Raw genomic sequence first — 22867 nt, 5'->3', positions numbered from 1 at the left:
GCGCCGCACCCGAAGAGCCCGACCGCATGACGCAGGCAGCGGCCGGGCTCTTCGGCATTACGGGGCCGGCGTCGGCGCGCTCAGCCGCACAGCGGTGCGCGATGGCAGCTGTACGCCAGTGTGCCGAGCAGCAGCCGGGCCTCCGGGGGTGCGGCCGCCGTGTCCAGCACCGGTGGACGCAGCCAGCGGACCGGGCCCTTACCGCCCTCGTCGGACGGCGGGGCGGTGACGTGGCAGCCGGGCCCCAGCGCCCGCAGGTCCAGCCCCGCGTCGTCCCAGCCCATCCGGTACAGCAGATGCGGGAGCTCGGCGGCGGCCCCCGGGGCGACGAAGAACTGCGCCCGCCCGGACGGGGTCACCGCGACCGGGCCGAGCGGCAGCCCCATCCGCTCCATCCGCACCAGGGCCCGGCGCCCGGCCGCCTCGGCGACATCGAGTACGTCGAAGGCGCGGCCCACGGGCAGCAGCATCGAGGCGCCCGGCACCAGGGCCCACGCCTCGGCCGCCGCGTCGAGCGTGGCGCCCGCGGGGACCTCGGGGGCGAAGTCCAGCGGATGGGCGCCGGGGGAGGGGCAGTCCGCCCGCCCGCACGAGCAGCGGCCGGCCGCGGCCCGCGCTCCCGGCGCGACGGCCCAACCCCACAGTCCCGTGTACTCGGCCACTGCCGTGCACTCGGCCGCACGGCCGCGGCGCCGTGAGCCGGTGCGCATCTCGCGGATGCCGCCGATCGTGAAGCCCATGCCCCCTCCAACGGGTCCGACTCGCCGGTGGTTACGACGCGGGCTTGAGTCGTGACGCTCCGTCGTCGCCTTCGATCCGGAGTGCGCCTGGTGACATTCGAGGTCGTGCGCCATTGTTCGCGCGCCCCGTTGCGCGTCACCGCGCCCCTGCTGATCGCCGAATGTCAAGTGAATCGCGCTCGACAGCGGTGGCGTTCATTCGAAGGGGTGGCGAATGGTGGCGTTTCCGTAATCGCCCTCGCCCAGGGGGTGATCGTAGGATTACCGTCGGTACACGAACCATGGAAGTATGTGCGCCCGTGGGTATGCCGGAGGCAACCCGATTTCCTCTTCGATGGCGCGCACCCGCCGCATGGCGGCATCGGCTCAGGGCATTCTGGTAATGGTTCGCGCGACAGGTATTTCAGCGGGATGGGGGCGTTCCAGTGAGTGGCAGTGGCGCAGGCGATTCGAATGCCGGCAAGCGCCCCAACGGGCAATTGAGCTCATGGTTCGTGCGAAGCGGCTGGTCGAAGGGCGAGCTCGCCCGCCAGGTGAACCGCCGGGCGCGCCAGATGGGTGCCCACCACATCAGCACCGACACCTCCCGGGTGCGGCGCTGGCTCGACGGCGAGCAGCCGCGCGAACCGATCCCGCGCATCCTCTCCGAGCTCTTCTCGGAGCGCTTCGGCGCCGTCGTCGCAGTCGAGGACCTCGGACTGCGCTCCGCGCACCAGTCACCGTCCGTGTCCGGCGTCGACCTGCCCTGGGCCGGCCCGCAGACCGTCGCCCTGCTCAGCGAGTTCTCCCGCAGCGACCTCATGCTCGCCCGCCGGGGATTCCTCGGCTCCTCGCTCGCCCTGGCCGCCGGACCCGCGCTCATCGAGCCCATGCAGCGCTGGCTGGTGCCCGTCTCCGCCACCGGCTCCGCGGAACCGGAATCCGCGGCCGCGCCCCGCCGCCCCTCCCGGCTCTCCGGCCCCGAGCTCGATCTGCTGGAGTCCACCACCGCGATGTTCCGCCAGTGGGACGCGCAGTGCGGCGGCGGGCTGCGCCGCAAGGCCGTCGTCGGACAGCTCCACGAGGTCACCGACCTGCTCCAGGAGCCGCAGCCGGAGGGCACCGCCAAGCGGCTCTTCCGGTGCGCCGCCGAGCTGGCCGAGCTGGCGGGCTGGATGAGCTATGACGTCGGCCTCCAGCCCACCGCCCAGAAGTACTTCGTCCTCGCGCTCCACGCCGCCAAGGAGGCCGGTGACAAACCGCTGGGCTCGTACATCCTGTCCAGCATGAGCCGTCAGATGATCCACCTCGGACGGCCCGACGACGCCCTCGAACTGATCCACCTCGCGCAGTACGGCAGCCGGGACTGCGCCACCCCGCGCACCCAGGCCATGCTGTATGCGATGGAGGCCCGCGCGTACGCCAACATGGGCCAGCCCAGCAAGTGCAAACGAGCCGTCCGGATGGCCGAGGACACCTTCCTCGACGTGGGGATCGACGGCGAGCCCGAGCCCGACTGGATCCGCTTCTTCTCGGAGGCCGAGCTCAACGGCGAGAACTCCCACTCCTACCGCGACCTCGCCTATGTGGCGGGCCGCAGCCCCACGTACGCCATGCTCGCCGAGCCCCTGATGGAGAAGGCCGTCAAGCTCTTCGGCGAGGACGACGAGCACCAGCGTTCGTACGCGCTCAACCTGATCGGCCTCGCCACCGTCCACCTCCTCAAGCGCGAGCCCGAGCAGTCCACGATCCTGGCCGAGCAGGCCCTGCACGTGGCCAAGAGGATCCGCTCCGAACGGGTCAACACCCGGCTCCGCAAGACCGTCGACACCGCCGCCAGGGACTTCGGGGACATCGCCGAAGTCGCCAGGCTCACCGACCTCCTCACCGAGCAGCTGCCGGAGACCGCGGAAGCGGTCTGAGCAGCACCCCGGCCCCGGCCACGGCGACCACCCCGTACAGACCGACTTCGGCTCCCCCAACTGCCAGGTCAGCGGGTGGTCGGCGTGGCCGGTTCGCGTTGCCGTGCCCGTACGCAAGAGTCGTAACCGCACCGTATGCGGCCCCGGCCGCAGGGTGGGCCCGGCACCGGTCGCGCCACCGTCGGTTCATGGCGGCGTAACACACCCGACCTCTTCGTCACCGCCGTGAAACACCGTGCGGCATCGGCGGAAACCGCGCTGGGCGAACCTCGTGGCCATAACCGGCCCGCACCTTTGCCCAGTGGTCCCGCACGTGGTGCCGCTTCCGATCGCCCGCACGCGGCCGCACCGACGACGAGGAGACGCCGATGCCCCCAGGCATCACGACGCTTGCCGCAGACACCCCGACCCTGTCTGCCGCCAACACCGGGTTCATGCTCGTCTGCTCCGCCCTGGTGATGCTCATGACCCCGGCCCTGGCCTTCTTCTACGGAGGCATGGTCCGCGTCAAGAGCACCCTCAACATGCTGATGATGAGCTTCATCAGCCTCGGGATCGTCACGGTCCTGTGGGTGCTCTACGGATTCAGCCTCGCCTTCGGCGCCGACATCGGCTCCGTCGTCGGCTGGAGCCCGGACTACCTCGGCCTCAGCGGGATCGGCGTCACCCAGCTCTGGGACGGCTACACCATCCCGGTCTATGTCTTCGCCGTCTTCCAGCTGATGTTCGCCGTGCTCACCCCTGCCCTGATCAGCGGCGCTCTCGCGGACCGGGTCAAATTCACCTCCTGGGCCCTGTTCATCACGCTCTGGGTCACCGTCGTCTACTTCCCCGTCGCCCACTGGGTCTGGGGCGCGGGCGGCTGGCTGTACGAGATGGGGGTCATCGACTTCGCGGGCGGCACCGCCGTCCACATCAACGCCGGTGCGGCGGCGCTCGGCGTGATCCTCGTCATCGGCAGGCGCGTCGGCTTCAAGAAGGACCCGATGCGGCCGCACAGCCTGCCCCTCGTCATGCTCGGCGCCGGTCTGCTCTGGTTCGGCTGGTTCGGCTTCAACGCCGGCTCGTGGCTCGGCAACGACGACGGCGTCGGCGCGGTGATGTTCGTCAACACCCAGGTCGCCACCGCCGCCGCGATGCTCGCCTGGCTCGGCTACGAGAAACTCCGCCACGGCTCCTTCACCACCCTCGGCGCGGCCTCCGGCGCGGTCGCCGGACTCGTCGCCATCACCCCGTCCGGCGGCGCGGTCAGCCCGCTCGGCGCCATCGCGGTCGGCGCGATCGCCGGTGTGCTCTGCGCCATGGCCGTCGGCCTGAAGTACCGGTTCGGCTACGACGACTCGCTGGACGTGGTCGGCGTCCACCTCGTCGGCGGCATCGCGGGCTCCCTCCTCGTCGGTCTCTTCGCCACCGGAGGCGTCCAGTCCGACGCCAAGGGCCTCTTCTACGGCGGCGGCCTCGAACAGCTCGGCAAGCAGGCCGTCGGCGTCCTCGCCGTGCTCGCATACTCTCTGGTCGTCTCCGCGATCCTGGCCTTCCTGCTGGACCGGACGATCGGGATGCGGGTCCCCGAGGACGACGAGATCTCCGGCATCGACCAGGTCGAACACGCCGAGACCGCGTACGACTTCAGCGGAGCGGGCGGCGGCGCGGCCCCGCGCACCACGAGCCCGGCCCCGGGCAGCACGGCAGCAGCGAAGACGAAGAAGGTGGACGTATGAAGCTCATCACCGCAGTCGTGAAGCCACACCGGCTGGACGAGATCAAGGAGGCCCTCCAGGCCTTCGGCGTCCAGGGCCTCACGGTCACGGAAGCCAGCGGCTACGGACGCCAGCGCGGCCACACCGAGGTCTACCGGGGCGCCGAGTACACCGTCGACCTCGTCCCCAAGATCCGTATCGAGGTCCTGGTCGAGGACGAGGACTCCGAACAGCTCATCGACGCCGTCGTGAAGGCCGCCCGCACCGGCAAGATCGGTGACGGCAAGGTCTGGAGCGTGCCGGTCGACACCGCGGTCCGGGTACGGACCGGCGAACGCGGCCCGGACGCACTCTGACCGACGCTCCCGAGACGAAAGGCAGCCGGGTGACGAGCACTGGAACGACCACCGAATCCGCCGACTCGCAACCCGGCGGCTACGCGGCGGCCCGGCTGCGCCTCCTCCGGGAGAAGGCGCGGTCCGGTCCGCTGCGCCGCGCCGCCCTCGCGGCGCTCACCGACGACTGGCTCACCGCGCTGTTCACCGCCGCCGCCCGGCAGACCGGCGCCGGGGGCGCCGCCCTCGTCGCCGTCGGCGGCTACGGCCGCTCCGAACTCTCCCCGCGCAGCGACCTCGACCTGCTGATCCTGCACGACGGGAACGCCGACCCCACGGCCGTCGCCGCCCTCGCCGACCGCGTCTGGTACCCCGTCTGGGACCTCGGCCTCGCCCTCGACCACTCCGTACGCACCCCCGCCGAGGCCCGCAGGACGGCCGGCGAGGACCTCAAGGTCCAGCTCGGACTGCTCGACGCCCGGCCCGTCGCCGGGGACCTCGGACTCGTCGCCGCGATGCGCACCGCGATCCTCGCCGACTGGCGCAACCAGGCCGCCAAGCGTCTGCCCGCACTCCACGAGCTCTGTCGCGAACGCGCCGAACGACAGGGCGAGTTGCGGTTCCTCCTCGAACCCGACCTCAAGGAGGCCCGCGGCGGACTGCGGGACGCCACCGCCCTGCGCGCCGTCGCCGCGTCCTGGGTCGCCGACGCCCCCCGCGAAGGGCTCGCCGAAGCCTGCCGCGTCCTGCTCGACGCCCGCGACGCACTCCACCTCACCACCGGCCGCGCCACCGACCGCCTCGCCCTCCAGGAACAGGACCAGGTCGCCACCGAACTCGGACTGCTCGACGCCGACGCCCTGCTCCGCCAGGTCTACGAGGCCGCCCGCACCGTCTCGTACGCCACCGACGTCACCTGGCGCGAGGTCGAGCGCGTGCTGCGCGCCCGGTCCGTGCGGCCCCGGCTGCGCGCCATGCTGAGCGGCGGCCGGGGGGCCGCGCCGGAACGCACCCCGCTCGCCGAGGGCGTCGTCGAGGCCGACGGCGAAGTGGTCCTCGCCCGTACCGCCCGCCCCGAACGCGATCCAGTGCTCGTGCTCCGCGCCGCCGCCGCGGCCGCCCAGTCCGAGCTCCCGCTCTCCCGCCACGTCGTACGCCGGCTCGCCACCGCCGCGCGCCCGCTCCCGGTGCCCTGGCCCGCCGAGGCCCGGGAGGAACTCGTCACCCTCCTCGGCGCGGGCGAGGCCACCGTCCCCGTCTGGGAGGCGCTCGAAGCCGAAGGGCTGATCACCCGGCTGCTCCCGGACTGGGAACGCGTCCACTGCCGCCCCCAGCGCAACCCCGTCCACACCTGGACCGTCGACCGCCACCTCGTCGAAGCGGCCGTCCGCGCCGGTGCCCTCACCCGCCGCGTCCACCGCCCCGACCTCCTCCTCGTCGCGGCCCTCCTGCACGACATCGGCAAGGGCTGGCCCGGCGACCACTCCGCGGCCGGTGAGGTCATCGCCCGGGACATGGCCGCCCGGATCGGCTTCGACCAGCACGACGTGGGCGTCATCGCCACCCTCGTACGCCACCACTTGCTGCTCGTCGAGACCGCCACCCGGCGCGACCTCGACGACCCGGCGACCGTCCGCTCGGTCGCCGACGCGGTCCGGAGCACCACCACCCTGGAGCTCCTGCACGCGCTCACCGAGGCCGACGCCCTCGCCACCGGGCCCGCCGCCTGGTCCGCCTGGCGCGCCTCTCTCGTCGCCGACCTCGTGGGGCGGGTCGCCGCCGTGCTCGCCGGCCGGGACCCGGAGGAACCGGAACCCGCCGCGCCGGGCGCCGAACAGGAACGCCTCGCGGCCGAGGCCCTGCGCACCGGCGGCCCCGTCCTGGCCCTGCGCGCCCAGCGCGAGGCCCCGAACGAGGACGGCGAACCGGAACCCGTCGGCGTCGAGCTCCGGATCGCCCTGCCCGACCAGCCCGGTGTGCTGCCCGCGGCGGCGGGCGTCCTCGCCCTGCACCGCCTCACGGTGCGCGCCGCCGACCTGCGCGCCGTGGAGCTCCCCACCGGTCCGGGCGAGAGCGCGGACACGCTGCTGCTCAGCTGGCGGGTCGCGGCCGAGTACGGATCGCTGCCGCAGGCCGCCCGGCTCCGCGCCGACCTCGTACGCGCCCTGGACGGCTCCCTGGACATCCGGGCCCGGCTCGCCGAGCGCGAGGCCGCCCATCCGCGCCGCCGCGGGGTGAAGGCCCCGCCGCCGAGGGTGACCGTCGCGGCGGCCGGCTCCCGGCTGGCCACGGTGATCGAGGTGCGGGCCCAGGACGCCCCGGGACTGCTGCACCGGATCGGCCGGGCGCTGGAGCAGAGCGGGGTGCGGGTGCGCAGCGCGCATGTGTCGACCCTGGGGGCGAACGCGGTGGACGCCTTCTATGTCACGGACACGGACGGGAAACCGCTGCCCGAGGAGCGGGCGCTCGCGGTGGCGAACGCGGTGGAGGCCGCGCTGCGGGTGTGAGGCGGGGGGGAAGGCGCTGTGACCCCTGCCCGGGATTTCCCGGGCAGGGGTCATCGTTTCTTCCGAGCCGGATACCCTGGGGTACCAAATCCACTCTGCCCCCGACCCTGAGGACCGACGAGCGCCGTGTTCGATACTCTCTCCGACCGCCTTGCCGCGACTTTCAAGAACCTCAGGGGCAAGGGCCGCTTGTCCGAGGCGGACATCGACGCCACGGCTCGCGAGATCCGTATCGCCCTGCTCGAAGCGGATGTCGCGCTGCCCGTCGTCCGCGCCTTCATCGCCAACGTCAAGGAGCGGGCGCGCGGCGCCGAGGTCTCCCAGGCGCTGAACCCGGCCCAGCAGGTCGTCAAGATCGTCAACGAGGAGCTCGTCGGGATCCTCGGCGGCGAGACCCGGCGGATGCGGTTCGCCAAGAACCCGCCCACCGTGATCATGCTCGCCGGTCTCCAGGGTGCCGGTAAGACCACCCTCGCCGGAAAGCTCGGCCTCTGGCTCAAGGGCCAGGGCCACTCCCCGCTGCTCGTCGCCTGTGACCTCCAGCGCCCCAACGCCGTCAACCAGCTCAGCGTCGTCGCCGACCGCGCCGGTGTCGCGGTGTACGCGCCCGAGCCGGGCAACGGGGTCGGTGACCCGGTCCAGGTCGCCAAGGACTCGATCGAGCACGCCCGCAGCAAGCAGTTCGACGTCGTGATCGTCGACACCGCGGGCCGCCTCGGTATCGACGAGGAGCTGATGCAGCAGGCCGCGGACATCCGCGACGCCGTCAGCCCCGACGAGATCCTCTTCGTCGTCGACGCGATGATCGGCCAGGACGCGGTCAACACCGCCGAGGCCTTCCGCGACGGCGTCGGATTCGACGGCGTGGTGCTCTCCAAGCTCGACGGTGACGCCCGCGGTGGTGCGGCGCTGTCGATCGCCCATGTCACGGGCAAGCAGATCATGTTCGCGTCGAACGGTGAGAAGCTCGACGACTTCGACGCCTTCCACCCCGACCGCATGGCGTCCCGCATCCTCGACATGGGTGACCTGCTCACCCTGATCGAGCAGGCGGAGAAGACCTTCAGCCAGGAAGAGGCCGCCAAAATGGCCTCCAAGCTGGCGTCCAGCAAGGGCAAGGACTTCACGCTCGACGACTTCCTGGCCCAGATGGAGCAGGTCAGGAAGATGGGCTCCATCTCCAAGCTGCTCGGCATGCTCCCCGGCATGGGGCAGATCAAGGACCAGATCAACAACATCGACGAGCGCGACGTGGACCGCACCGCCGCGATCATCAAGTCGATGACCCCGAAGGAGCGCGCCGAGCCGACGATCATCAACGGCTCGCGCCGGGCCCGTATCGCCAAGGGGTCCGGTGTCGAGGTCAGCGCGGTGAAGAACCTGGTGGAGCGGTTCTTCGAGGCCCGCAAGATGATGTCGAAGATGGCTCAGGGCGGCGGCATGCCGGGGATGCCCGGGATGCCGGGCATGGGCGGTGGCCCCGGTCGGCAGAAGAAGCAGGCCAAGCAGGCCAAGGGCAAGCGCAAGAGCGGCAACCCGATGAAGCGCAAGGCCGAGGAGCAGGCCGCGGCGGCCCGTCGCGAGCAGGCGGCGCAGGGCGGCGCGTTCGGTCTGCCGGCGCAGGACGACAAGAACTTCGAGCTGCCGGACGAGTTCAAGAAGTTCATGGGCTGAACCGGCCCATGGCTCGACGGGCCAGCACGTCCTAGGGGGGCGCCCGCTTTCCGGCGGGCGCCCCCTTCGGTGTGTGCGGCTCCGGAGTGACTGCCGCACACGGCTGTCGTCCGCCGTCCCTCCAAGAGCCCATCCGGCAGCCCCTGGGAGGGCTTTGCCCGCATTTCTCCCTTACTGTCGCTTCAACGGCTGTCGGCAGAGGAGCGCGCGTGACCAACCCCGTACCTCCCCGTGACCGGACCGACCAGCCCTGGCGTTCCGAGGGCGCCCCGCCGCCCCCGCCACCGGGCCGGAAGATGCCGGGAGGCTGGCGCGGACTGCTGCTGACCGCGCTGGCCGTCTATCTGATCGCCAATCTGGTCCTCTCTTTCTTCAACGGGGGAGAGCAGCGGACGATCGCATACACGGAGTTCAGCAAGCAGGTCACCTCGGGCAATGTCTCCAAGATCTACTCCAAGGGCGATTCCATCCAGGGGCAGCTCAAGAAGGAGGCGAAGGTCCCGGGGAGCGACGACAAGTACACCAAGTTCGTCACCCAACGGCCGGCCTTCGCGGACGACAACCTCTGGGCCGAACTGGTCAAGGCCGATGTCACGGTCACCGCCGAGCCGGTCGTCGAGCAGCGCAGCTTCCTCGCCAACCTGCTGATCTCGCTCGCACCGATGCTGCTCCTCATCGTGCTCTGGGTGTTCATCGCCCGGCGGATGTCCAGAGGCATGGGCGGCGGGATGGGCGGCTTCGGGCGCAAGGCCCCGCCCAAGCCCGTCGAGCTGGAGGGTGCCAAGCGCACCACCTTCAGGGACGTGGCCGGGATCGACGAGGTCGAGGGCGAGCTCAGCGATGTCGTGGACTTCCTGAAGAATCCGCAGGCGTACCGGAAGATGGGCGCCCGGATGCCCGGCGGGGTGCTGCTCGCGGGACCGCCCGGCACCGGCAAGACCCTGCTGGCCAGGGCCGTCGCCGGTGAGGCCGGAGTGCCGTTCTTCTCGGCCTCGGCCTCCGAGTTCATCGAGATGATCGTCGGCGTCGGCGCGAGCCGGGTCCGGGAACTCTTCGCGGAGGCGCGCAAAGTCGCCCCCGCCATCGTCTTCATCGACGAGATCGACACCATCGGCCGGGCCCGCGGCGGCGGTGCCGGCGTGGGCGGTCACGACGAGCGCGAGCAGACGCTCAACCAGATCCTCACCGAGATGGACGGCTTCTCCGGTTCGGAGGGCGTCGTCGTGCTCGCCGCCACCAACCGCGCCGACGTGCTCGACCCCGCACTCACCCGGCCCGGCCGCTTCGACCGGATCGTCCAGGTCAGTCCGCCGGACAGGAGCGGCCGGGAGGCGATCCTGGAGATCCACACCCGGCAGATCCCGCTCGCCGACGATGTGAACCTGGCAGAGGTGGCCGGTACGACCCCCGGAATGACCGGCGCGGATCTGGCCAACCTGGCCAACGAGGCCGCGCTCCTGGCGGTCAAGCGCCGGCAGTCCGAGGTCACCCAGCCCGACTTCTCGGACGCCCTGGAGAAGGTCCAGCTGGGGGCGGAACGCTCGCTGGTCATGTCCGACGAGGAGCGCCGCAGGACCGCGTACCACGAGAGCGGCCACGCCCTGCTCGGTATGCTCCAGCCCGGCGCCGACCCGGTCCGCAAGGTCACCATCGTGCCGCGCGGCCGCGCCCTGGGCGTCACGATCTCGACGCCGGAGGCCGACAAGTACGCGTACACCGAGGACTACCTGCGCGGCCGCATCGTCGGGGCGCTCGGTGGCATGGCGGCCGAACAGGTGGTCTTCGGCGTGATCACCACCGGCGCGGAGAGCGATCTGGAACAGGTCACCAACCTGGCCCGCGGCATGGTCGGGCGCTGGGGCATGAGCCACAAGGTGGGCAGGCTGACGGCGATCCCGGGCGACGCCCAGCAGGCGTACGGGCTGTCGGCGGCCCCCGCCACACTCGACGCGGTGGACGGCGAGATGCGGCGGATCGTCGACGAGTGCTACGAGGTGGCCTGCCGGCTCCTGCGCGAGAACCGGGACCGGCTGGACTCGCTGTCCGCCGCGCTTCTGGCGAACGAGACGCTGGACGAGGCCGAGGCCTACCGGGCGGCCGGCATCGCCCGACTGTCCAAGTAGCGGGCGCCGCGGTCGCTCAGGTGGTGCACACGAGATAGCGGAAGACGTTCGGCATCCAGATGGTGCCGTCCCGGCGCCGGTGCGGATGAAGGGCCTGAGCGAGCTCCTTCTCCACCTGGGCCCGGTCCGTCGCCGGCACCGCCCCGTCGAAGAGCCGGGTGGAGAGCAGCCCTCGCACCGCACTGTCCGTGTCCGCGTACCCGAACGGGCAGGCCACCCGGCCCGAGCCGTTGGGATTCAGACCGGCCCGGTACGCCAGCTCCTCCAGGTCGTCCCGGCCCGACGTCCGCCAGCCGCCGGTGCGCGGGCCCCGGTCCCCGTCGGACAGCCGTCCCGCCACCCGCAGCACGGGCGCCGTCGCGCAGCGCTCCGGCGGACCCCAGCCGGTGAGCACCACGGTGCCGCCCCGCGCGGCCAGCGGCACCGCGGACCGCAGCGCGGCCACCAGCTCCTCGCCGTCGTCACAGGAGCAGCCGATCGGGGTGAACGCGGTGATCAGGTCGTACGGCGTTCCGTCGGCCGGCCGGGCCGCGGACGGGTCGCCCTCCAGCAGCCTCGGGTGCCCGTCCAAGGGCCCCGCGTCGCTCCCGAGGCCGGGCAGCAGCCGGGTCCGGGCGAGTGCCAGCCGTTCGAGGTCGGTGTCCACTCCGGTGACACGCGCCCCGCGGGCGGCCGCGATCAGCAGCGCCAGACCGGAGCCGCAGCCGAGGGAGAGCAGCCGGGTGCCGGCTCCCACTTCGAGCCGTTCGTACACCGCCTCGTACAGCGGTGCCAGCATCCGCTCCTGGATCTCGGCCCAGTCCCGGGCACGGTTTCCGGGGGCCGTTCGGGTGGACGTCTCCGCGTGGCTGTGGTGTCGGACGAGCGTTGGTGTCATGGAAAGCGCCCCAATCCGCCGAGAGGTCGGCCGTGTCCGATCGGTAGTGCCCGAGTGGTTGTTCCCCCGTGATCACGTGCGCACCGCTTCCCCCGTATGTCAGAGAACTGCGTATCCGCGGCCGCGTGCAGGGGGCCGATGTCAATGGCTGTGTGCCGCAGTGGTGCGTCCGTGGGGAGGGCCCCCGGCACCGGGGCCCGTTGCCCCGTGCACTGGGTGGTGTCGCCGTACGATGCGCGCCATGGCAAAGGCACCCGTTCTCACGCCCCAGGCCGAGGACTTTCCCCGCTGGTACCAGGATCTGATCAACAAGGCCGAACTCGCGGACAACGGCCCGGTGCGCGGCACCATGGTCATCCGGCCGTACGGATACAGTCTGTGGGAGCGGATGCAGCAGGAGATGGATGCCCGGATCAAAGGGGCGGGCGCCCGCAACGCCTACTTCCCGCTCTTCACCCCCAGTCTTACCTGACACGCGAGGCCGAGCACGTCGAGGGCTTCGCACCGGAGCTCGCGACGGTCACCCACGGCGGCGGGAAGGGGCTGGAAGAGCCCGTGGTGGTGCGGCCGACCTCCGAAACGATCATCAACGAATACTTCTCGAAGTGGGTGCAGAGCTATCGCGATCTGCCTCTCCTGATCAACCAGTGGGCGAACGTCGTGCGCTGGGAGATGCGTCCGCGGGTCTTCCTCCGTACGACGGAATTCCTCTGGCAGGAGGGCCACACCGCCCATGCCACCGACGAGGAGGCCCGGGACTTCGCCGCGTACATCCACCGCGAGGTGTACGCCGACTTCATGGTCAATGTGCTGGGGCATCGACGTGGCCCTCGGGCGCAAGGCCCCGGCGGAGCGGTTCGCCGGGGCCGTCAACACGCTCACGCTCGAAGCGATGATGCGGGACGGCAAGGCCCTGCAGATGGGCACGAGCCACGAGCCCGGCACCAATTTCGCCAGGGCCTTCCACACCAGCTACCTCTCCAGAGAGGGCAGGCAGGAGCTGGTCCGGCAGACCTCGTGGGGCTCCTCGACCAGGATGGTCGGCGGACTGATCACGGCCCACGGCGACGACCACGGCCTCCGGGTACCGCCGCGGCTCGCCCCCGTCCAGGCGGTCGTCCCCTCGCCGTCAAGGAGGACGAGGCCGTGCTGGGCGCGGTCCGGTCCCTGGCGGAACGGCTGCGCGCGGCGGGGATCAGGGCCGAGGTCGACGACCGCACCGACACCCCGTTCGGCCGTCGTGCGGTCGACTGGGAGCTGAAGGGCGTGCCGCTGCGGATCGAGATCGGCCCGCGCGACCTGGCGGACGGCACCGCGATGCTGGCCAGGCGCGTTCCCGGCGGGAAGGAGCCGGTCCCGGCCGAGGCCCTGCCCGCGCTGCTCCCGGCGGTCCTGGAGGAGGGCCAGGCGGCGCTGCTGCGGGAGTCCCGGAGCCGGCGCGAGTCGGCCACCAGTGAGGTCGCGACCGTGGAGGAGGCGGTGGAGGCGGCGGTCGCGGGCGGCTGGGCCCGTATCGCCTGGTCGGCCCTCGGCCCGGCGGGGGGAGGGCCGGCTCGCGGAGCGCGGGGTGTCCGTACGGTGCCTGGTGGCCGAGGACGGGTCGGTGCCCGACTCGGACGACGCGCCCGGTACTGTCGCCCTGGTGGCACGCGCCTACTGACGCCCCACCCCGCAGCCCCGGGCGCCCGGCACCCCGGCGTGCGGTGGGCCGCCTACGCGCCCGGCGTACGCGTCGCTACGTACCACCTTGGTGCGAGCTGTGAGACTTCTCCGCAGTTCTGCGCACCCGCCCGCGTCGGGACGCATCAAGGGCAACTGACTGGTACGTGCAAATTATTTGGGATGGCCCGGAATCGGAACACCGGGGCACTCGTGCTCGTTGTCACGACGTGAGCACGACACCACCTGTACTTGCCGCAGAGCTGGCACAGGCGTGGGCCGACATTCAGCGGTACCACCCCGAGCTGCCGGATCTTGCCGCGCCCGAGTCCCTGATCGGAGAGTCCTCGTCCGCCTGTGGCGCGGAGCTCTCCTTCGAGCGACTGCTGCATGAGGCAGTCCACGGCATCGCCGCCGCGCGAGGCGTCCGCGACACGTCGCGCGCCGGCCGCTACCACAACCGCAGATTCCTCGCGATCGCCGAGGAGCTGGGCCTCGACCACGCCGAGGAGCCCCACCCCAGCAGCGGCTTCTCGCTCGTCACCCTCAACCCCGAGGCCAAGCGCCGGTACCGCCCGACGATCGAGCGGCTGCAGCGCGCCCTCAAGGCGCACACGGTCGCCACCGCCGCCGACACCAAGCGTTCCTTCCGCGGGCCGGCCGCCCGGCACGGCTCCTCCGGCGGAGGCGTCCGCGTCAAGGCCGTCTGCGACTGCGGACGCAATGTGCGGGTCGTCCCGTCGGTCCTGGCGCAGGCGCCGATCGTCTGCGGAGGCTGCGGAAAGCCCTTCCGGATCCCGGAAGCCGCGGTCGCGGTGGGGTGACCCGACGCGGTGTGGCACAATGGCTAGCTGTACTCGACAGTCGCACAGGACCCCTCTCTCCTCCGGCTGACGCGTCCATCGGGCACCCGAGTACCGCAACCCCACGTGGCATCTTTGTTGTGCCCAACCACGTCATAGACCAGGAGACACCACTTCCGTGGCAGTCAAGATCAAGCTGAAGCGTCTGGGCAAGATCCGTTCGCCTCACTACCGCATCGTCGTCGCCGACTCCCGTACCCGCCGTGACGGCCGGGCCATCGAGGAGATCGGCCTGTACCACCCGGTGCAGAACCCCTCGCGCATCGAGGTCAACTCGGAGCGTGCGCAGTACTGGCTGTCCGTCGGCGCCCAGCCGACCGAGCCGGTTCTCGCGATCCTGAAGCTCACCGGTGACTGGCAGGCCCACAAGGGCCTCCCGGCCCCCGCGCCGCTGCAGCAGCCGGAGCCCAAGGCCGACAAGCGCGCCCTGTTCGAGGCTCTGACCAAGGACGGCGGCGACGAGTCCAAGGGCGAGGCCATCACGCAGAAGGCGAAGAAGTCCGACAAGAAGGCGGACGAGGCTGCTGACGCGGCTGCGCCCGCCGAGTCGACCGAGGCCTGAGCATGCTCGAGGAGGCTCTCGAGCACCTCGTGAAGGGCATCGTCGACAACCCTGACGATGTGCAGGTCGCCTCGCGCAACCTGCGCCGTGGCCGCGTGCTGGAGGTCCGGGTCCACCCCGACGACCTCGGCAAGGTGATCGGCCGCAACGGCCGCACCGCGCGCGCGCTGCGCACCGTCGTGGGCGCCATCGGCGGCCGTGGCATCCGCGTCGACCTCGTCGATGTGGATCAGGTTCGCTGACAGAGTTGAACACCGGCACGGGCCGGGGAGGGCCATGAGCCCGCCCCGGCCCGTCGTCGTACGACAGGAGAGACACAAGGTGCAGTTGGTAGTCGCGCGGATCGGCCGTGCCCATGGCGTCAAGGGCGAGGTCACCGTCGAGGTCCGCACGGACGAGCCGGAGCTGCGGCTCGGGCCCGGGGCCGTGCTCGCCACCGAACCGGCCGCCGCCGGACCGCTGACGATCGAGACCGGCCGGGTGCACAGCGGACGGCTGCTGCTGCGCTTCGAGGGCATCCGCGACCGTACGGCTGCCGAGGCCCTGCGCAACACGCTCCTGATCGCCGAGGTCGACCCGGCGGAACTCCCCGAGGACCCCGAGGAGTTCTACGACCACCAGCTGATGGACCTCGACGTGGTCCTCGCCGACGGCACCGCGATCGGCCGGATCACCGAGATCACGCACCTGCCGTCCCAGGACCTCTTCATCGTCGAGCGGCCGGACGGCAGCGAGGTGATGATCCCGTTCGTCGAGGAGATCGTCTCCGAGATCGATCTGGGGGAGCAGCGCGCGGTGATCACTCCGCCGCCCGGCCTGATCGACGCGAGCCAGGCCGTGATCGCCTCCGCGCGGGACGAAGAGGGCGACGACGAGGCTTCCGCGGCCGGGAAGGACGTCTGATGCGCCTCGACGTCGTCACGATCTTCCCCGAGTACCTGGAGCCGCTGAACGTCTCCCTCGTCGGCAAGGCCCGTGCGCGCGGCCGCCTCGACGTCCATGTGCACGACCTGCGCGACTGGACCTACGACCGCCACAACACCGTCGACGACACCCCGTACGGCGGCGGCCCCGGCATGGTCATGAAGACCGAGCCGTGGGGCGAGGCGCTGGACGACGCCCTGGCCGGCGGATACGAGGCCGGGGCGCACTCCCCGGTGCTCGTGGTGCCCACGCCGAGCGGCCGCCCGTTCACCCAGGAGCTCGCCGTCGAGCTCTCCGAGCGGCCGTGGCTGATCTTCACCCCGGCCCGATACGAGGGCATCGACCGGCGGGTGATGGACGAGTACGCCACCCGGATGCCGGTGATCGAGGTGTCCATCGGCGACTATGTGCTGGCCGGTGGGGAAGCCGCGGTGCTGGTGATCACGGAGGCGGTCGCCCGGCTGCTGCCCGGGGTGCTCGGCAACGCCGAATCGCACCGGGACGACTCCTTCGCCCCCGGCGCGATGGCCAATCTGCTGGAAGGGCCCGTCTACACCAAGCCGCCCGAGTGGCGTGGCCGGGAGATCCCGGAGGTGCTGCTCAGTGGTCACCACGGGCGGATCGCCCGGTGGCGCCGGGACGAGGCATTCCGTCGTACCGCCCTCAACCGGCCCGATCTGATCGAACGCTGCGACGCCGCGGAGTTCGACAAGAAGGACCGTGAAATGCTCTCCATCCTCGGCTGGGCGCCCGAGCCCGGTGGCCGATTTTGGCGCAGGCCCGAGGCCGTGGAAGAATAGGCCGCTGCTGTACGTCCGGCGTACGCCCCTGCCACAGGGGGAACGACGTCCGCCCGACGCGATCAGCATCCCCATTTCTCACTATCTCCCGTCGATGACCTGTGGCATCGGCGAAGAAAGCAGACAACATGGCTTCCCTGCTCGATGGCGTCAACGCCGCGTCGCTGCGTACCGACATCCCGTCGTTCCGCCCCGGTGACACCGTCAACGTCCACGTCCGAGTGATCGAGGGCAACCGCTCCCGTATCCAGCAGTTCAAGGGCGTAGTCATCCGTCGCCAGGGTTCGGGCGTCAGCGAGACCTTCACCGTCCGCAAGGTCTCCTTCAGCGTCGGCGTCGAGCGCACCTTCCCGGTGCACAGCCCGATCTTCGAGAAGATCGAGCTCGTCACCCGCGGTGACGTCCGTCGCGCCAAGCTGTACTACCTCCGTGAGCTGCGCGGCAAGGCCGCGAAGATCAAGGAGAAGCGCGACAACTGAGCTGACTCCCTGGTCCACAGGACAGCCGGATAGGCTCTGGCCCCGATGGACACGGAAGCAAAGCCCTCGGAGCGCGACCGCTCCTCCGCCCCCGCAACGGCATCGGAGGAGGGGTCGCGCTCCTCGCGTATCCCGGACCGGCCGGCCGCCCCGATGACCTGGCGCCGGACCGCGGCGCTCAGCGCCGTCTGCGCGGTCTTCGTACTGCTCCTGAGCAACTACGTGGTGCAGCCCTTCCTGATCCCCAGCGGGTCGATGGAGCCCACCTTGCGGGTCGGGGACCGGGTGCTGGTGAACAAACTGGCCTACCGTTCCGACTCCGTGCCGCAACGCGGCGACGTGGTGGTCTTCGACGGCACCGGATCCTTTGTCCAGGAGCCCCCGCAGCAGAACCCCGTCACTGGTCTGATGCACTCGGTGGCCGCGTCCCTGGGACTCGTGGAGCCCGTCGAGACCGACTACGTGAAGCGGGTGGTGGGCGTGGGCGGTGACCGGGTGGTCTGCTGCGACAAGCAGGGCCGGATCGAGGTGAACGGCCGACCGGTCGTCGAGGACTATCTGTATCCGGGCGATGCGCCCTCCGAGGTACGGTTCGACATCGTCGTCCCCGACGGCACGCTGTGGATGATGGGCGACCACCGGAGCAACTCCCGCGACTCGCGTGACCACCTCGGAGAGCCGGGGGGTGGCATGGTTCCCGTCGACATGGTGATCGGCAGGGTGGACTGGATCGGCTGGCCGCCCAGCCGGGTGGGCTCGCTGCCGGACAGCGCCGCCTTCTCCGCCGCACGGGCGCCGGGCGGGGGTCATGGGTAATCGCGGCCGCGGGCGGCGCGGGTCGTCCGGCCCCGGAATACCGTCGTCCGGTACTGGGACGCCCCCGGCCGGCACCGGTCCGACGGCCGCGCGTTCGCTGCCCACCCGGGCGGAGCGGCGGAAGCTGGCCCGCAAGGTCGTGCGACGGCGGCGCGGGGCCGCCCTGCGGGAGATCCCGCTGCTCGTCCTCGTGGCGCTGCTGATCGCGCTCGTACTCAAGACCTTCCTGGTGCAGGCCTTCGTGATCCCTTCGGGGTCGATGGAGCAGACCATCCGGATCGGTGACCGGGTACTCGTGGACAAACTGACGCCCTGGTTCGGGTCCAAACCCCAGCGTGGCGATGTCGTCGTCTTCAAGGATCCGGGGCGCTGGCTGAACCAGGAGAAGGTCGGCAACAAGGAGTCGCCCGTCGTCGTCAAGCAGGCGAAGGAGGTGCTGACCTTCATCGGGCTGCTGCCCTCCGACGACGAACAGGATCTGATCAAGCGGGTGATCGCGGTCGGCGGCGACACGGTGAAGTGCTGCGGCAAGGACGGCCGGATCAGCGTCAACGGCGTACCGCTCGACGAGCCCTATCTGTACCCGGGGAACCCTCCCTCCCTGATCAAATTCGAGGTAAGGGTTCCGGAGGGACGGATCTTCGTGATGGGTGACCACCGGTCCGACTCCGCCGATTCCCGCTACCACCTGGACGAGCCGTACCACGGCACGGTCTCCGAGGACGAGGTCGTGGGACGGGCCGTCGTGATCGCCTGGCCCCTCGGTCACTGGCGAAGGCTGGAGGAGCCGGCGATCTTCGGCTCGATTCCGGACGCGCGCGCCGGGACAGCTGTTGCGCCGGGCCTGTCGCATAGTGTGTCGTCCCCGGAACCGAACGGAATGATCCCTCTCCCGACCCCTGCGGAACTTCCGCTCGTTATGGGAATGGTGGGCCTGCACCGGCCAAGGCGCAGGCGGTGGCACGGAATAAGGAGTGGATGTGGGGGATTTGGCCGTCGGCGCGCGATCCGGACACGAAGAACCCGAGGACCGGCCGGATCATTCGGGCAATGCCGGGTCTGCCGGGGCGACGGGCCGGGCGGAGAGTGACGGCGACACCCCGGACGGCGGTGGCAGGCCGGCGAAGCCACGCTCCTTCTGGAAGGAGTTGCCGCTGCTCATCGTCATCGCACTGGTTCTCGCGCTGCTGATCAAGACGTTCCTGGTGCAGGCGTTCTCGATCCCGTCGGACTCGATGCAGAACACGCTCCAGCGGGGCGACCGGGTGCTGGTGGACAAGCTGACCCCCTGGTTCGGCTCGGAGCCCGAGCGCGGCGAGGTCGTGGTCTTCCACGACCCGGGCGGCTGGCTGGACGAGACCCCGGAGGTCCATCCGAATGTGCTCCAGAAGTTCCTCAGCTTCATCGGGCTGATGCCGTCCGTCGAGGAGAAGGACCTGATCAAGCGGGTCATCGCCATCGGCGGCGACACGGTGGAGTGCAAGGAGAACGGCCCGGTCGTGGTCAACGGCAGGGCCTTGGACGAGCAGTCGTTCATCTTCCCGGGCAACACCCCCTGCAACGACGCGCCCTTCGGCCCGATCAAGGTGCCCGAGGGCCGGATCTGGGTGATGGGCGACCACCGCCAGGACTCCCGCGACTCCCGCTACCACCAGGAGCTTCCGGGCGGAGGAACGGTCTCCAACGAGGAGGTGGTCGGCCGGGCCATCGTGGTGGCGTGGCCGATCAGCCGCTGGGCGACCCTGCCCATCCCGAAGACCTTCGACCAGCCGGGTCTGAACGCGGCGATGGCCGTGGCGCCCGGTGCGATCGGCATCGCAGGAGCCGTGCCGATCGTGCTCTGGCGGCGCAGGCGGGCCGGCCTGGATTCCGGTCGGCAGCAGTGACCGATGGCCTGTCCTGATCCCTTGAATCGTGCCGATCGGCAGGGTGCATGATGTCGTTGCGATCAAAGCATCGGCAAGATCGAGTAAATGCGCGGATGCCCGCCCGGTGTTCTTCATAGGATCTTGACGGCCGATCAGTACAGCTGCGCAGAGTGTGAAGATTTCCGTCCGAGCGGTCCCCGGCCACCACCCGTCCACGGTGGGACCGGCGGGTTCGGCCCCAGCGGGACGGTATGGAAGAACCGCCCTCCGGTTGCTCGGCGAGCACGCTGAGCAACCGGAGGGCGGTCGTCGGTGGTGGGAAGCTGGGGATGCCCGGCGGCATGCGGCCGGCAAAGCGGTCGGGGGCGCAGGAGCGCTGCGGAACTCCCGCTCGTTGTTCGGGGCGATGGGCCTTTGAACGGACAGGGCCCTGGAGCAGGCGTGGGCGCAGAATGAGGACTGGATGTGAGTGACGTGGCTGCCGGTGCACGACCTGGACACGAAGAGCCCGCGAAGGGGCCCGACCGGTCCGCTGAGCCTGTCTCCGGTCCGCCGGTGGAGACACCGGGCCCGGACGGAGACAGGGACGAGGACGGCGCGAAGGCCAGGAAGCAGCGTCCCTTCTGGAAGGAGTTGCCGCTGCTGATCGTTGTCGCACTGGTTCTCGCGCTGCTGATCAAGACGTTCCTGGTGCAGGCGTTCTCGATCCCGTCGGACTCGATGCAGAACACGCTCCAGCGGGGCGACCGGGTGCTGGTGGACAAGCTGACGCCCTGGTTCGGCTCGGAGCCCGAGCGCGGCGAGGTGGTCGTGTTCCACGACCCGGACAACTGGCTGGCGGGGGAGCCGACCCCCGAGTCGAACGTGGTGCAGGACTTCCTGAGCTTCATCGGCCTGATGCCGTCCGTCGAGGAGAAGGACCTGATCAAGCGGGTGATCGCGGTCGGCGGCGACACCGTGCAGTGTGCGAAGGGCGGCCCGGTCGAGGTCAACGGGAAGGCGCTCGACGAGCCGTACATCTTCCCGGGCGACTCGGCGTGCGACGACAAGCCCTTCGGGCCTCTCAAGGTGCCCGAGGGCAAGATCTGGGTGATGGGCGACCACCGGCAGAACTCCTTGGACTCGCGCTATCACATGGACGAGGCGACCAAGGGCTTCGTGCCCGTCGACGACGTCGTGGGGCGGGCCGTGGTCGTGGCATGGCCGATCAACCGCTGGGCGACGCTGCCGGTCCCGGACACCTTCGACCAGCCCGGGGTCGGCGCTGTGGCGGCCCTGGCCCCGGGGGCACTCGGTGTCGCGGGCGCGCTGCCCCTCGTACTGTGGCGCCGCAGGAGGCTGACCGGCGGGCGTACCGCCGGGTAGGGTGCCGACTCGGATCAGCGATTGTCGATCTCCGAGGTGGGGGGAGGCTGTGATGAGCGGAAAAGGACGTACGGGTGACGGCCACGGCCGGCTCGGCAGCATGCTGTCGGGTCTGGCCGTGGCCGTCGGCTGTGTGCTCTTCCTCGGCGGGTTCGTCTGGGGGGCGGTGGTGTACAAGCCGTACACGGTGCCGACCCGGTCGATGACCCCGACGGTGCACGCCGGTGACCGGATACTCGCGCAGCGGATCGACGGCAGCGAGGTGCGCCGCGGTGACGTGGTCGTCTTCACCGATCCCGGGTGGGACGCCAATCTGCCGATGGTGAAGAGGGTCGTCGGGATCGGCGGCGACAAGATCGCCTGCTGCGGGAAGGGCGGCCGGCTCACGGTCAACGGCAAGCCCATTGATGAACCGTATCTGCACGCGAAGGGTCCGGCCTCGGCCGAGAACTTCACGGCGGAGGTGCCCAAGGGGAAGCTCTTCCTGCTGGGTGACGAACGCACCGCCTCACTGGACTCCCGGGTTCACCTGGACGACGCGGGACAGGGCTCCGTCCCCCGCGACGCGGTTCAGGCCCGGGTGGATGCCGTAGCCTGGCCGATGAACGGCATGGTCGAGCGTCCGCAGGTCTTCGCCTCCCTCCCCGGCGGGGTGTCGTCGCCCGGACCGCTGCGGCTTCAGCTCGGCGCCGTGCTCGTGGGCGTGGTGCTCATCCTGGGCGGCGCGGCATACGGCCCGATCGCGGCACGGTCCGCCCGGACGAGGCGCGGAAAGGTGCCCTCCGGTGCACGTTGAGAAGCGGAGGGTCGCCCGTGTGGTGCTCCTGGACCCCGACGACCGGATCCTCCTGATCCACGGATTCGAGCCCGGGGACCCGCAGAGCACCTGGTGGTTCACGCCCGGCGGCGGTCTGGAGGGCGACGAGACCCGGGAGGAGGCCGCGCTGCGCGAGCTGACCGAGGAGACCGGCATCACCGATGTCGAGCTGGGGCCGCTGCTCTGGCAGCGGATGTGCTCGTTCCCGTTCGACGGGCGCCGCTGGGACCAGGACGAGTGGTATTTCCTGGCACGTACGACGCAGACCGTCACCGACACCAGTGGGCTGACCGGGCTGGAGCAGCGCAGTGTCGCGGGTCTGAGGTGGTGGACCTCCGCCGAACTGTCGGCGGCGCGTGAGACGGTGTACCCGACCAGGCTCGCCGAGTTGCTGCGCACGCTGCTCGACGAGGGTCCTCCGCGTACGCCACTGGTTCTGGACCCCGAAATCGCCTAAGCGCCCGGGGGACCCGGGGCCTGGCGCACAATGGGGGGACGCACGGCTGAAGGGGAACATGCCAATGAGCGCCGAGGACCTCGAAAAGTACGAGACCGAGATGGAGCTGAAGCTCTACCGGGAGTACCGAGATGTCGTCGGTCTGTTCAAATATGTGATCGAGACCGAACGGCGCTTCTACCTCACCAACGACTACGAGATGCAGGTGCACTCGGTCCAGGGCGAGGTGTTTTTCGAAGTGTCGATGGCGGACGCCTGGGTCTGGGACATGTACCGGCCCGCGCGGTTCGTCAAGCAGGTACGTGTGTTGACGTTCAAGGACGTCAACATCGAGGAGCTCAACAAGAGCGATCTCGAACTTCCCGGTGGCTGAGCCCACTTCGGGAGGGGAGTGATTCCC

At 70.6% G+C, this 22867-nt stretch carries 21 protein-coding genes and 1 pseudogene; 20 read left to right on the top strand and 2 right to left on the bottom strand.

Translation table 11 applies throughout. The features are described from left to right. Positions 1-80 precede the first annotated feature (80 nt). Positions 81-740: a bifunctional DNA primase/polymerase gene (locus tag ACWCQ6_RS04880; RefSeq protein ID WP_451085475.1), complete on the bottom strand. Its 660-nt coding sequence runs from the start codon at positions 738-740 to the stop codon at positions 81-83. Positions 741-1165: 425 nt separating this feature from the next. Here ACWCQ6_RS04880 and nsdA point away from each other — a divergent pair, with 425 nt between their 5' ends. The 6 genes from nsdA to ftsH all read left to right on the top strand — a co-directional run bounded on the left by nsdA (position 1166) and on the right by ftsH (position 10980). Next, positions 1166-2641, top strand: a complete 1476-nt coding sequence (gene nsdA, locus ACWCQ6_RS04875; RefSeq protein ID WP_451085473.1) for a transcriptional repressor NsdA — start codon at positions 1166-1168, stop codon at positions 2639-2641. Between the two features lie 368 nt (positions 2642-3009). Beyond that, on the top strand, positions 3010-4362 hold the full coding sequence (locus ACWCQ6_RS04870; protein WP_451085471.1) for an ammonium transporter: 1353 nt from the start codon (positions 3010-3012) through the stop codon (positions 4360-4362). Then, positions 4359-4697, top strand: a complete 339-nt coding sequence (locus ACWCQ6_RS04865; RefSeq protein ID WP_451085469.1) for a P-II family nitrogen regulator — start codon at positions 4359-4361, stop codon at positions 4695-4697. Before ACWCQ6_RS04870 ends, ACWCQ6_RS04865 begins: the two co-directional genes overlap by 4 nt. 29 nt (positions 4698-4726) lie before the next feature. Continuing rightward, positions 4727-7183 (top strand): [protein-PII] uridylyltransferase, encoded by a 2457-nt coding sequence (locus tag ACWCQ6_RS04860; protein ID WP_451085467.1) that lies wholly within the window; start codon positions 4727-4729, stop codon positions 7181-7183. 126 nt (positions 7184-7309) lie between these two features. Next, a complete protein-coding gene (gene ffh / locus ACWCQ6_RS04855; protein WP_451085465.1) occupies positions 7310-8857 on the top strand; it encodes a signal recognition particle protein in 1548 nt (515 codons plus the stop codon). Positions 8858-9066: 209 nt separating this feature from the next. After that, positions 9067-10980, top strand: coding sequence for an ATP-dependent zinc metalloprotease FtsH (ftsH, locus tag ACWCQ6_RS04850; protein WP_451085463.1), 1914 nt, complete (start codon positions 9067-9069; stop codon positions 10978-10980). Positions 10981-10996: 16 nt separating this feature from the next. On the opposite strand, the gene ACWCQ6_RS04845 is transcribed toward ftsH, so the two are convergent. Next, positions 10997-11857 carry a class I SAM-dependent methyltransferase gene (locus tag ACWCQ6_RS04845; RefSeq protein ID WP_451085461.1) on the bottom strand — a complete coding sequence of 287 codons (861 nt, stop codon included), beginning with the start codon at positions 11855-11857 and terminating at the stop codon, positions 10997-10999. Between the two features lie 241 nt (positions 11858-12098). Between ACWCQ6_RS04845 and proS the strand changes: the two are divergent. From proS to ACWCQ6_RS04775, 14 genes and pseudogenes are all read left to right on the top strand, one after another. Continuing rightward, positions 12099-13517: pseudogene (gene proS, locus ACWCQ6_RS04840) on the top strand (proline--tRNA ligase). A gap of 229 nt (positions 13518-13746) precedes the next feature. Then, entirely contained in the window at positions 13747-14340 is a 594-nt protein-coding gene (locus ACWCQ6_RS04835; protein WP_030928573.1) for a hypothetical protein, read from the top strand. A gap of 157 nt (positions 14341-14497) precedes the next feature. After that, complete coding sequence (gene rpsP / locus ACWCQ6_RS04830; RefSeq protein ID WP_451085459.1) at positions 14498-14941, top strand: 30S ribosomal protein S16; 444 nt, start codon at positions 14498-14500, stop codon at positions 14939-14941. A 2-nt stretch (positions 14942-14943) separates the two neighbouring features. Next, positions 14944-15183, top strand: a complete 240-nt coding sequence (locus ACWCQ6_RS04825; RefSeq protein ID WP_005311361.1) for an RNA-binding protein — start codon at positions 14944-14946, stop codon at positions 15181-15183. Between the two features lie 79 nt (positions 15184-15262). Continuing rightward, positions 15263-15844, top strand: coding sequence for a ribosome maturation factor RimM (gene rimM, locus ACWCQ6_RS04820; protein ID WP_451085632.1), 582 nt, complete (start codon positions 15263-15265; stop codon positions 15842-15844). Beyond that, positions 15844-16665 (top strand): tRNA (guanosine(37)-N1)-methyltransferase TrmD, encoded by an 822-nt coding sequence (trmD, locus tag ACWCQ6_RS04815; protein ID WP_451085457.1) that lies wholly within the window; start codon positions 15844-15846, stop codon positions 16663-16665. Before rimM ends, trmD begins: the two co-directional genes overlap by 1 nt. A gap of 128 nt (positions 16666-16793) precedes the next feature. Further along, positions 16794-17144: a 50S ribosomal protein L19 gene (rplS, locus tag ACWCQ6_RS04810; RefSeq protein ID WP_329815060.1), complete on the top strand. Its 351-nt coding sequence runs from the start codon at positions 16794-16796 to the stop codon at positions 17142-17144. Positions 17145-17189: 45 nt separating this feature from the next. Then, the gene (lepB, locus tag ACWCQ6_RS04805; protein WP_451085455.1) at positions 17190-17960 is read left to right on the top strand and encodes a signal peptidase I; all 771 of its coding nucleotides are present in this window, start codon (positions 17190-17192) and stop codon (positions 17958-17960) included. After that, entirely contained in the window at positions 17953-19050 is a 1098-nt protein-coding gene (gene lepB / locus ACWCQ6_RS04800; protein WP_451085453.1) for a signal peptidase I, read from the top strand. Before lepB (ACWCQ6_RS04805) ends, lepB (ACWCQ6_RS04800) begins: the two co-directional genes overlap by 8 nt. After that, on the top strand, positions 18950-19846 hold the full coding sequence (gene lepB / locus ACWCQ6_RS04795; RefSeq protein ID WP_451085630.1) for a signal peptidase I: 897 nt from the start codon (positions 18950-18952) through the stop codon (positions 19844-19846). Before lepB (ACWCQ6_RS04800) ends, lepB (ACWCQ6_RS04795) begins: the two co-directional genes overlap by 101 nt. 456 nt (positions 19847-20302) lie before the next feature. Next, positions 20303-21193, top strand: coding sequence for a signal peptidase I (gene lepB, locus ACWCQ6_RS04790; RefSeq protein ID WP_451085628.1), 891 nt, complete (start codon positions 20303-20305; stop codon positions 21191-21193). A 52-nt stretch (positions 21194-21245) separates the two neighbouring features. Beyond that, positions 21246-21989: a signal peptidase I gene (lepB, locus tag ACWCQ6_RS04785; RefSeq protein ID WP_451085451.1), complete on the top strand. Its 744-nt coding sequence runs from the start codon at positions 21246-21248 to the stop codon at positions 21987-21989. Then, positions 21979-22467 (top strand): NUDIX hydrolase, encoded by a 489-nt coding sequence (locus ACWCQ6_RS04780; protein ID WP_451085449.1) that lies wholly within the window; start codon positions 21979-21981, stop codon positions 22465-22467. Before lepB (ACWCQ6_RS04785) ends, ACWCQ6_RS04780 begins: the two co-directional genes overlap by 11 nt. 64 nt (positions 22468-22531) lie before the next feature. Beyond that, entirely contained in the window at positions 22532-22840 is a 309-nt protein-coding gene (locus tag ACWCQ6_RS04775; protein ID WP_003965949.1) for a DUF2469 domain-containing protein, read from the top strand. Positions 22841-22867 lie beyond the last annotated feature (27 nt).

The organism is Streptomyces sp. NPDC001880, assembly GCF_053594575.1.
Note: the sequence above shows the minus strand (reverse complement) of the source record. Positions and strands in the feature narration are given on the sequence as shown.

Bases quoted from the DNA above. Each gene is read 5' to 3' on its own strand.
- ACWCQ6_RS04870 (WP_451085471.1), top strand. From the start codon at position 3,010: ATGCCCCCAGGCATCACGACGCTTGCCGCAGACACCCCGACCCTGTCT.
- lepB (WP_451085453.1), top strand. From the start codon at position 17,953: ATGGGTAATCGCGGCCGCGGGCGGCGCGGGTCGTCCGGCCCCGGAATA.
- ACWCQ6_RS04845 (WP_451085461.1), bottom strand. From the start codon at position 11,857: ATGACACCAACGCTCGTCCGACACCACAGCCACGCGGAGACGTCCACC.
- ACWCQ6_RS04825 (WP_005311361.1), top strand. From the start codon at position 14,944: ATGCTCGAGGAGGCTCTCGAGCACCTCGTGAAGGGCATCGTCGACAAC.
- ACWCQ6_RS04865 (WP_451085469.1), top strand. From the start codon at position 4,359: ATGAAGCTCATCACCGCAGTCGTGAAGCCACACCGGCTGGACGAGATC.
- lepB (WP_451085455.1), top strand. From the start codon at position 17,190: ATGGACACGGAAGCAAAGCCCTCGGAGCGCGACCGCTCCTCCGCCCCC.
- ACWCQ6_RS04880 (WP_451085475.1), bottom strand. From the start codon at position 740: ATGGGCTTCACGATCGGCGGCATCCGCGAGATGCGCACCGGCTCACGG.
- ACWCQ6_RS04775 (WP_003965949.1), top strand. From the start codon at position 22,532: ATGAGCGCCGAGGACCTCGAAAAGTACGAGACCGAGATGGAGCTGAAG.
- trmD (WP_451085457.1), top strand. From the start codon at position 15,844: ATGCGCCTCGACGTCGTCACGATCTTCCCCGAGTACCTGGAGCCGCTG.
- lepB (WP_451085451.1), top strand. From the start codon at position 21,246: ATGAGCGGAAAAGGACGTACGGGTGACGGCCACGGCCGGCTCGGCAGC.
- rplS (WP_329815060.1), top strand. From the start codon at position 16,794: ATGGCTTCCCTGCTCGATGGCGTCAACGCCGCGTCGCTGCGTACCGAC.